Below are 10,349 nucleotides of genomic sequence, written 5' to 3'. Positions count from 1 at the left end.
ATTTCTTCGGCTAACATTTAAAATATCTCCTTCTTTTAATTGTTCGAGTATATTCTCGGCTAGTCTTTTCGTATAGGTTCGTTTACTGGCAACAAAATCTAACTCCTCACTAAAGGGTTTCTGACAATTATCGCACTTAAATTGACGACGATTAACTTGTGGGTACACTGGTTGTCTTGAGAGCGGTAAATCTTTGACTAGATGTCGATGATTTTGGTGTAGTTTATCGCTCTCTAACCCACAACGAGGACAGGTTACTTTTTTATTTTTCGATTCGAGCGGTCAGACTATCCCGATATTTTCTAGGTGTAGATAGCCTTGAATAGAGGTTCCTTCTAGGTTCAAAAATTTGTCAAGTAAGTACCTAGGCAAAATTAATTACACATATCTAACCCCGCTCTTGCCTCTTGCCTCTTGCCTCTTGCCTATCTTCACTAGGAAATTAATTTTGCACGACTACTTATCATAAGTAAAATACTCTCGTTTTTGGGTATTCTATCAAATCTTAACTCTATTGTCTATCTTTTGGTATTAACCTGTTTGCGCCTTAAGTCTCTCCCTATATGAATTTCAGCTACTTTTATTCCTAGTCACTTTCAGCGAATTTGATTTTTAGTTAAATATTTGCATAACAAGTCCCGAAGAACCACTTTTGTCTCCCGAAGTACCGATCGATAGGATAATTGATCATCGGAACATCTGCTCTGAGAATATGTAGCTAATATCTAACTACCTCTTGCCTTTCCCTCTTCCATGAGTGCCTATCCTAACCAAGAAGTTAATTTTGTTTTATTACTTATGTCTCTCAATCGCCGTCAATTTATTGATCTTTTAGGTGCTACCCTTGGCACAGCCACTCTTGCTGGTTTTAACCCTGCCGCTTTTGCCGCTACCGGTCCCTATAGTCTCATTGCCCTACCCTATAGCTATGATGCCCTAGAACCTTATATTGATAAGGAAACGATGCAATTTCATCACGATAAACACCATGCAGCCTACGTTAATAATCTCAACACGGCAGTGGCAAAATATCCAGAATTGCAGAAAAAAACAGTAGTAGAATTAATTAAAAATCTTGACTCTTTGCCCGCCGATATTCGCACCACTATCCGCAATAATGGCGGCGGTGATCTTAATCATACGATGTTTTGGCAGATTATGTCCCCCGATGGCGGTGGTGAAGCAAAAGGAGAAATAGGGGCGGCAATAATCGCTAAATTTGGCAGTTTCGAGGAATTTAAAAACGCTTTCAACCAAGCAGGTACTAAACTTTTTGGTAGTGGTTGGACATGGTTGGTTTTAAATAAGTCAGGAGAACTGGAAATTATCAGCACTGCTAACCAAGATAGCCCCCTAATGATGGGATTACAGCCAATTATGGGCAATGATGTCTGGGAACACGCCTATTACTTAAAATATCGTAATCAACGGGCTGAATATTTAAAACAGTGGTGGAATGTGGTTAACTGGGAGGAGGTAAATCGCCGCTATCTTCAGGCAAAAGCTTAACCATGTCAACTTTTACGGTAACAGTTCCCGCTACCACTGCTAATATTGGGCCCGGCTTCGATTGTCTCGGAGCGGCCTTAACCCTATATAATCAGTTTACTTTTACCCTGCTGCCGGCAACGACAGCTAACCCTGTCAGCATTAGTGTCAAGGGAACTGAATCAGCTAAAGTTAGCCAGGGGACTGATAATTTAATCTACACTTCTTTTTTGCAAGTTTATCAAAAAATAGGACAGAATCCGCCCCCTATCGCCATCGAGATCGGTTTAGGGGTTCCTCTGGCTAGAGGTTTAGGTAGTTCTGCCACTGCTATTATCGGTGGGTTAGTGGCCGCTAATCAATGCGCCGGAAATCCTTTATCTATGGGGGAAATCGAAGCATTAGCGATCGCATTGGAGGGCCATCCGGATAATGTGGTGCCGGCTTTGCGGGGCAACTGTCAGCTATCGGCAGGAGATAGCACAAATTGGGCTATTTGTCAAGTATTTTGGCAAAAAAATCTCATTCCCGTCCTAGCGATTCCCGATTTTGAACTGGCTACGGAAAAAGCTAGGGCGGTTTTACCGGAAAAAATTAGCCGTCAGGAGGCAATTTTTAATATTTCCCGCTTGGGTTTATTATTGCGGGGATTGGAGACGGGTAACGGCGATTGGCTGAGAATTGCCCTAGAGGATAAACTGCATCAACCCTATCGCCAATCTTTGATCCCGGGTTACGAAAAGGTGAAAAAAGCCGCCATTAACGCGGGTGCTTACGGGATGGTAATTAGTGGCGCAGGTCCGAGCCTATTGGCTTTAACTAACCCCGACAATGCCCAAAAAACAGCCACAGAGATGACGAATGCTTGGGAGGAAGTGGGGATTAACTCTAGTGCCAAAATTTTGGCTTTAGATACCCTAGGGGCGCGGGTAAACTGTTAAGAGTCCCTGGCAGATGGGTGTGGGGTGTAGGGTGTAGGGTGTAGGGTGTAGGGTGTGGGGTGTAGGGTGTGGGGTGTAGGGTGTGGGGTGTGGGGTGTGGGGAAGTGGGGAGAAAAAAGCTGTCTCCTATCTCCTGACTCCTGACTCCTGACTCCTAACCCCACCAACAAACTTTTTCAGCAACCCCTAATTATTAAGAAAATGACGCAAATTACCGTTATTGGTGCAGGGATTGGCGGACTAACGGCGGCGGCATTATTGGCGCGTCGAGGTTATCAAGTCACAGTATATGATCAGGCACTTGTCCCCGGAGGTTGTGCCTCGACTTTTTCCCGTCGGGGTTTTACCTTTGACGTGGGGGCAACTCAAGTGGCAGGATTAGAAGTAGGGGGCATTCATCAGCGCATTTTTGCCGAATTAGGGATAGATTTACCCGATTCTGTCCCCTGCGATCCCGCTTGTGCCGTTTTTCTGCCGGGGGAAACCACTGCGATTAACGTCTGGCGCGATCGGCAAAAGTGGCAAGAGGAAAGACAAAAACAATTTCCGGGCAGCGAACCTTTTTGGCAATTACTACAAAAACTCTTTCAAGCAAGTTGGCGTTTTCAAAGTCGCGATCCAGTTTTACCCCCGCGCAACTGGTGGGATTTAGGGCAATTAATCGCCGCTTTGCGTTTAGATACTGCCATTACCTTCCCTTTTACTTTGATGACTGTGGGCGATGCTCTACGATTATACGGCTTAGAGAGGGATAAACGCCTAAAAACCTTTCTTGATCTCCAGTTAAAGCTTTATTCCCAAGTTACTGCCGATGAAACCGCTTTACTTTATGCCGCCACCGCTTTAGCAGTTTCTCAGTCTCCCCAAGGTTTATCCCACCTTCAGGGTAGTATGCAGGTATTAAGCGATCGCCTAGTAGCAGCTTTGGAAAAATACGGCGGTAAATTGCAAATGCGCCACACAGTGGAAAAAATACTGACAGAAAAGAGAAAAGCCCGGGGAATTATCGTCAGAAATCAAAAAAATGGTCAAATATATCCAGAAATGGCCGATGAGATTGTCGCTAATATCCCGATCCAAAATTTACCACAATTAATCGATCGCGAAGCCATTCCCAGTCTTTATCACCGGAGAATCGAAAAACTTCCCCCCGCATCCGGTGCTTTTGTGGTTTACTTAGGAGTCGATCGCGCTGCTATTCCCCCCGATTGTCCTCCCCATTTGCAATTCCTCTACGATGACGATGGCATAATCGGCGAAAATAACTCTTTGTTTGTTTCCGTGAGTAAAGAAGGGGATGGTCGCGCTCCAGTGGGAAAAGCGACGATTATTGCTTCTTCCTTCACCGATACCAGTCTTTGGTGGCGAAAAGGAGAAGATAATTATCAGCAATTAAAAGCAGCATACACCCAAGAGGCGATCGAGCGTCTCGGTAATTATTTCCATCTTAGTCCTGATCACATCGTTCACATCGAATCAGCTACACCTCGCACTTTTGAACGGTTTACGGGTCGAAATCAGGGCATTGTCGGCGGTATTGGTCAAAGACTGTCCACTTTTGGCCCTTTTGGAGTAGCGACGCGCACTCCGATCCCCCATCTTTGGTTAGTGGGAGATTCCACCCATCCGGGAGAAGGCACTGCCGGAGTCAGCTATTCGGCACTAACGGTAGTTAGACAGATTGAGAATCAATTAAGTAGTCGTGCAAAATAAATTTTCTAGTGAAGATAGGCAAGAGGCAAGAGGCAATAGGCAAAAGCTTTATCGAAATGTGTAATTAATTTTGCTTAGGTACTTAGCTTCTAGTTAGCCGTAAGTAGTCGTGCAAAATAAATTTCCTAGTGAAGATAGGCAAAAGGCAAAAGGCAAGAGGCAAGAGGTGGTTAGATATGTGTAATTAATTTTGCTTAGGTACTTAATTATGAATTATGAATTATGAATTATGAATTATGAATTGGGAAGAATAAATAAAAGCAATCTTCTGAATACTGAATACTGAATACTGATAACTGTTAACTGTTAACTTACCCACTGATAACTGATAACTGATAACTGATAACTGATAACTGTTATAAAGCGCCGGCTGCCGTGCGATCGAGTATTCCCGCTCCTAGATGAGAGGTAATATTAATTGCTTGCAGGACCGGTTGAGAGTCAACTCCTTTGGGATAATCGATAACACTAACCGCGCCATTTCCCTGTTTAATATTCCAGAAATTGGCGGGTTTTAAACCCAATAAATAACAAAGAATCACCTTATTAATGGCATCGTGAGCTACTACCATAATTGTCTTAGGACTATCACTATTACTATAGGTTTTAACGATTTGCCGCCAACAAGCGATCGCTCGATCCCAAACTTCCTGTAAATTCTCCCCTTCCGGCATTTGCACGGTTTCCGGGGCATTTTTCCAGTCTTCTAACATCCCGGGGAAACTCGCTTCAATTTCCTCCTCTAATTTACCTTCCCAAAGTCCGTGACAGATTTCTGTCAGATCCCCTTGGGTATCTAAGGTGACATCGGGGTGATATTGCAGGATAATTTGGGCAGTTTCCTTGGGACGGGACAAAGGACTGGTGACAGCGTGATTTATCGCCGTTTCTCGCAGAAATTCGGCGGCTTTCTCAGCTTGAGTCTTGCCATTATCATTGAGGGGAATATCGCGCACACCTTGAAAACGTTTATCCCGATTCCATTGGGTTTCTCCGTGACGCACCAGCAGCAGCCTGGAACCTTGGAAAGGAGGACGCGGTGGGGGTAAAGCTATCCCTAAGTGTGCCGTTTGATTGAGGGATTCCACCTGGACAGGATCACCAAAATTACCCGTAAAATTGAGAACATTAACGCAACAGTTAGATTGTTGCAGTGAATGGTATAAGGAAACCGGAATACCGATAGCACTGAGGATTAAACAGCGATTAATGCCGTTATGGGCAACAATGAGGATAGTTTGGCCCTCGTGTTGGGGAATAATTTCTCGCCAAAAATCCTGGGCCTGTTGATAGAGAGAGAGAACGGGATAATGTTCTTGACCATCGGGCAGTATCATCCTAAATTCGTGAGGTTTTTGCTGCCAATCCCGATATTCTTGGGGGTATTGAGCTTTTACCTCCTCTTTGACCATATTTTCCCAGATAGGCAGATCGATTTCTAGTAGCTGCGGAGTGGGTTGAATGACGGGAGAATTATTTAAACGAGACTGAATCACCTCAGCAGTAGATTTGGCTCTTTGGAGAGGACTACAGTAAAAAGCGGCGATATCGATTTGACTGAGGGCATTTCCTACTTTTTCCGCATCCAGATGGCCTTTTTCCGTCAAAACCGAGCCATCACTGCGACCTTGTATTTTCTGCTCTGCGTTATAACTGCTTTGTCCATGACGAACAATAATCACACGGGTAGCCAAGCGGTTCAGTCTCCTTAACTAAAAGTCTCAATATCAGATTACAGGCGATCGGGATCGGAGTACAGTCTCGTTAGGGGATAGGGATTAGGGGAAATGGGGAAGTGGGGGAGTGGGGACGTGGGGGAATTTCAACTAAAACCCCAACACCCTAAAACCCCAACAGCCAATAAGAATATCAAAACTTCCTGACATGAAAATCTCTTGGGGATCAAGGGTTTGGCGATTTTGTCAAGAAATCATGACAAGATACTTGGTCAAAATCGGAATCTTACTGTTTAATAGGTATTTATAACAAGCGATTCCCTTGATCCCCATCGAGTGGATCTCTCGTTCACAAAGCAATCGATGAGTAGTTAGAAGGATTACCCAGATAACTGCTTTTGCAAATGCCCAAAAACATTTGCCGTCGTAACTAATCGGAGAGTGTCAACTCATGGTCCCAGAATACCCCCCCTTAGATGAGATGACCTTGCGGCAACTACGACGAGTTGCCAGTCAATACAGCATCTCTCGTTACAGTCGGATGCGGAAAACGCAATTAATCGAGGCAATTACCCAAGCTATGGGAGTAAGCGGCAATTTTAAATCTACTATTAAAGAGGAAAAACCAGTGGAAGCAGCAAAATTTGAATTAGGTCAAGCTAACCCGATCGAAGATATCCTAGGTTCGGTGGATGATGGTTTAGGAGATCTGCCCGGTGGCTACGGTGAAAATCGCATTACCCTCCTACCTCGCGATCCTCAGTGGGCCTATGCTTACTGGGATATCCCCAACGAATCAAAAGAAGATCTACGTCGTCAAGGGGGACAACAGTTAGCCCTGCGTCTTTATGATGTCACCGATATAGATCTCAATAGCCAAGGCGCGCATAGCGTCCAGGAATATCTCTGTGATGAATTGGCCCGGGAATGGTATTTACCGATTCCGGTCAGCGATCGAGATTATGTTATCGATATCGGTTATCGTTGTGCTGATGGTCGTTGGTTAGTTTTGGCCCGTTCTCCTTTAGTGCGGATTCCTCCCGTCTATCCTTCCGACTGGATTGAAGATGTTTTTGTCACCGTTAACTGGGAAGAAGAACTGGTGGGCAAAACTGTTTACGAACTCGTCCCCCCCAGCAAACGCTACGGCAGCAGCGCCGGAACCACGGGAACTAGCCCCATCTACGACCAAATTTTCGAGAGTGTCGGCGATATCGAGGCCCTACGGGTGGCCGGTTCCTTGTTTGGTTCCATGCAGCACGTCGCCGGTTCCGTACCGATGTCGGAAGTGATCAGTTCTTATGTATTCCCCTCCGGGGTTGGTATGTGGGCAGTTCCCACGGTATCGGGACTAACCGCTTCCGGTATCGGCATAACTGCTTCCGGTATCGGTATGGGTGCTTCGGAAACCCTACAACGTCCGCGCAAATTCTGGTTAGTTGCCGATGCAGAATTAATCGTCTATGGTGCTACGGAACCCGATGCCACCGTAACTATCGGTGGTCGTCCGATTAAACTCAATCCCGATGGCACTTTCCGCTATCAGATGTCCTTCCAAGATGGTTTAATCGATTATCCGATTATGGCCGTGGCCGCCGATGGTGAACAAAATCGTTCTATCCACATGAAATTTACCCGGGAAACCCCCTCTCGCAATACCAACACTAAAGATGAGGCGGTTCTAGAATGGTTATTCTAGATCGGGTTTTCTAACGTTACCAAAGCCAACCTAATTACTTCCCCCTAACTGAGATTTAGTTAGGGGATTTTTTGGGGATTGTCAACGCTATCAACTTCTATTCCCAAATCTGACAGCTTAGATCGCCCGATTTTTGGGAAAGACGCAGATTTTCACCGTAATCGACGGGAACATCGATCACCGTAGGCACCTCTTGCCGGAAAGCCTCCTCTAGTGTCGGGATCAAATCCTGAGTAGATTCCACCCGATAGCCTTTTAATCCCATACTTTCGGCAAATTTAACAAAATCGGGATTACCAAACTTAATAAAAGAAGATGTCCCAAAATAGTTTAACTGCTTCCATTCGATTAAACCGTAACCGCCATCATTAAAGATGAGAGTGACGAAGGGAGTTCCCACCCGCAAAGCTGTCTCCAATTCCTGACAATTCATCATAAAACCGCCGTCTCCCGTCACCGCCACAATGCGCTTATCGGGATAAACTAACTTAGCGGCGATCGCACCAGGGATAGCAATACCCATAGCGGCGAAACCGTTAGAAATAATGCAAGTATTGGGACAATCGGAGTGATACTGGCGCGCCATCCACATTTTATGAGCGCCCACGTCACAAATAGCGATATCTTCCGGTCCCATCACCTGACGCAGATCGTAGATCAATTTTTGTGGCTTGATCGGAAAACCCGTATCATTGGCATAGGTTTCGTAATCGGCCCGAATTTCCGTCTTTAATCCCGCGGTGACGGGAGTTGGTTTATTCTGGCGATCGGCCCGTTTGAGGATATCGATGAGAGAATCGGTGATATCACCCACCACTTCCACCACCGGCGCATAACTGCTGTCAATTTCCGCCGGAGTCATGCCGATGTGAATAATCGGTAATTTCCCGTCTGGATTCCATTTTTTCGGGGAATACTCGATTAAATCGTAACCAACAGCGATAATTAAATCACTGCGATCAAAGGCACAACTAATCAAATCCCGTTGCTGTAATCCTACCGCCCAAAGAGCCAGAGGATGGGTATAGGGAATCACCCCCTTACCCATAAAAGTGTTAGCCACAGGGATATTCAAGGCCGTGGCGAATTCCGTTAAAGCCTCACTAGCATTAGCGCGAATTGCCCCATTTCCCGCCAAAATCAAGGGATTTTTCGCTTTAGAAATCACTGCCGCCGCCATGTTCAAAGTCCGATAGGAAGCGTAAACTTTTTCCTGACTATCGAGGGGCAAGGGATGACCATCGGCAGCCATAGCGGCGATATTTTCGGGAAGATCGATATGAACTGCCCCCGGTTTCTCACTTTGGGCGGTTTTAAAGGCTCTCCGTACCACTTCTGGGGTGATACCCGGCCGCACGATTTGTTTATTCCATTTCGTCACCGGGGCGAACATGGCCACCAGATCCAGGTATTGATGGGATTCAATGTGCATCCGATCGGTTCCCACCTGGCCGGTGATGGCCACTAAGGGCGCCCCATCGAGGTTAGCATCGGCTACCCCTGTCATCAGGTTAGTCGCCCCCGGTCCTAAAGTGGAGAGACAAACCCCCGCTTTTCCCGTCAAGCGTCCATAGACATCGGCCATAAAAGCCGCGCCCTGTTCGTGACGGGTGGTGATAAATTTGATCGAGGAGTTTTTCAGGGCTTCCAAAACATCGAGGTTTTCTTCCCCGGGTAGCCCAAAAATATACTCGACCCCTTCATTCTCTAGACATTTAACTAGAAGTTCGGCTGTGTTTAATTCCCCCATAATTCCCTCCTGTAGAGCTTACTTCATCAGTAAAGTCTCTAGAGATAGTTCATCCCGGCGGATTGAGGTTGTTGCGCTCAACTCGTCGGGATGATATCAGTAGACTATATGTACCAATGTAGCTGACTAAAATTTTGTTTAAGTCTATCCATATACCATTGTGACTTAGATCTTGACCCTTGGCAGATTATTTATTAGCACAATTGGGGAGAATTTTTTTTAGGCCGTTAATTCTTCGGCGGCGTGGGCTAGTTGGGCGGCGACTTTGGCTAGATAGGGACGACTTAACCACCAGATAAAGGGGGACAGCCAACCCCGCAGAGTGACAGAATAGGAAATATAACTACCACAGAGGGTTGATTCCACTTGGTAGGTCATTTTCTGTTCCATGCCCGGGATAGCGAGAACTCTGAGGCTGAGGAGTTCCCCGGGGCGAACATTTTCCACGAAAACCCGGACAGGAATGGGAGTCAGACGGGTGACAGCTTGATAGATTAACCCCGGTTTAGCGATTAAACCCAAGGGAACATCAGCCTTGGCGATCAAAGGATGCCAAGAGACATCGGCCACATTGATTAATTTTTGCCAGAGGACATCGACGGGGGCGGTACTGACCACCCGATAGGTTTTGTAGAGTGAAAACTTACAGAATAGTCTGCCTTTGGCCGCTACAATCCTTAAGGAAAAATTGAGAATCACCGATTGCCTCCCGCAAAAATAATCTAGGGAATCTTCTATTTTGACATACCCCACGTCCGTTTACGGACGTGGATTCTTCTCGCATCACTGCTGTGAATTTCTGGCTCAACGAGTCCACTTGAATTAGATTCCTGGCGAAATCCCACCCAGAGGTGGTTCTCTCCTCAGACTTTCGCAACCTTACAGAAGCCTGTTTTCGTATGCCCTACGATACAGTTCAAAACCTCTAAAATACTTGGTTTCTCTGGTACTTGGTGCTGAGAATTTTACCTATAGGAGCATTCCCCTAGAGAACCCCATAACTCTAGTTTTCAAGGTGCGTTCATCGGTTGATGACTGGGTTTTTTAAGCGGTTGCTTACCCGGCCCCCTATTCTTAATATC

The 10,349-nt window shown here is 45.9% G+C and carries 7 protein-coding genes and 1 pseudogene; 4 read left to right on the top strand and 4 right to left on the bottom strand.

Annotated elements, in window-relative coordinates; all coding sequences use genetic code 11:
* Window positions 1–372 (bottom strand): annotated as a pseudogene (locus EWV68_RS08510) (transposase family protein); the annotation flags it as partial.
* Window positions 373–798: 426 nt separating this feature from the next.
* Here EWV68_RS08510 and EWV68_RS08505 point away from each other — a divergent pair.
* From EWV68_RS08505 to crtD, 3 genes are all read left to right on the top strand, one after another.
* Entirely contained in the window at window positions 799–1,509 is a 711-nt protein-coding gene (locus EWV68_RS08505; protein ID WP_287169485.1) for a superoxide dismutase, read from the top strand.
* 2 nt (window positions 1,510–1,511) lie between these two features.
* Window positions 1,512–2,429 carry a homoserine kinase gene (gene thrB, locus EWV68_RS08500; protein ID WP_287169484.1) on the top strand — a complete coding sequence of 306 codons (918 nt, stop codon included), beginning with the start codon at window positions 1,512–1,514 and terminating at the stop codon, window positions 2,427–2,429.
* Window positions 2,430–2,630: 201 nt separating this feature from the next.
* Window positions 2,631–4,142: a C-3',4' desaturase CrtD gene (gene crtD / locus EWV68_RS08495; protein WP_287169483.1), complete on the top strand. Its 1,512-nt coding sequence runs from the start codon at window positions 2,631–2,633 to the stop codon at window positions 4,140–4,142.
* Between the two features lie 356 nt (window positions 4,143–4,498).
* Here crtD and EWV68_RS08490 read toward each other — a convergent pair whose 3' ends face one another.
* Window positions 4,499–5,836 (bottom strand): histidine phosphatase family protein, encoded by a 1,338-nt coding sequence (locus EWV68_RS08490; RefSeq protein ID WP_287169482.1) that lies wholly within the window; start codon window positions 5,834–5,836, stop codon window positions 4,499–4,501.
* Window positions 5,837–6,269: 433 nt separating this feature from the next.
* On the opposite strand from EWV68_RS08490, the gene EWV68_RS08485 reads away from it, so the two are divergent.
* Window positions 6,270–7,517 (top strand): DUF4912 domain-containing protein, encoded by a 1,248-nt coding sequence (locus EWV68_RS08485; RefSeq protein ID WP_004163037.1) that lies wholly within the window; start codon window positions 6,270–6,272, stop codon window positions 7,515–7,517.
* A 97-nt stretch (window positions 7,518–7,614) separates the two neighbouring features.
* On the opposite strand, the gene EWV68_RS08480 is transcribed toward EWV68_RS08485, so the two are convergent.
* Together EWV68_RS08480 and EWV68_RS08475 are read right to left on the bottom strand one after the other, a co-directional pair.
* Entirely contained in the window at window positions 7,615–9,267 is a 1,653-nt protein-coding gene (locus EWV68_RS08480; RefSeq protein WP_061431200.1) for an acetolactate synthase large subunit, read from the bottom strand.
* Between the two features lie 219 nt (window positions 9,268–9,486).
* On the bottom strand, window positions 9,487–9,966 hold the full coding sequence (locus tag EWV68_RS08475; protein WP_061431412.1) for a hypothetical protein: 480 nt from the start codon (window positions 9,964–9,966) through the stop codon (window positions 9,487–9,489).
* Window positions 9,967–10,349 lie beyond the last annotated feature (383 nt).

The organism is Microcystis sp. M_QC_C_20170808_M9Col (genome assembly GCF_007095495.1).
Lineage (GTDB): Bacteria > Cyanobacteriota > Cyanobacteriia > Cyanobacteriales > Microcystaceae > Microcystis > Microcystis aeruginosa.
Note: the sequence above shows the minus strand (reverse complement) of the source record. Positions and strands in the feature narration are given on the sequence as shown.

Bases quoted from the DNA above. Each gene is read 5' to 3' on its own strand.
- EWV68_RS08505 (WP_287169485.1), top strand. From the start codon at position 799: ATGTCTCTCAATCGCCGTCAATTTATTGATCTTTTAGGTGCTACCCTT.
- thrB (WP_287169484.1), top strand. From the start codon at position 1,512: ATGTCAACTTTTACGGTAACAGTTCCCGCTACCACTGCTAATATTGGG.
- crtD (WP_287169483.1), top strand. From the start codon at position 2,631: ATGACGCAAATTACCGTTATTGGTGCAGGGATTGGCGGACTAACGGCG.
- EWV68_RS08485 (WP_004163037.1), top strand. From the start codon at position 6,270: ATGGTCCCAGAATACCCCCCCTTAGATGAGATGACCTTGCGGCAACTA.
- EWV68_RS08480 (WP_061431200.1), bottom strand. From the start codon at position 9,267: ATGGGGGAATTAAACACAGCCGAACTTCTAGTTAAATGTCTAGAGAAT.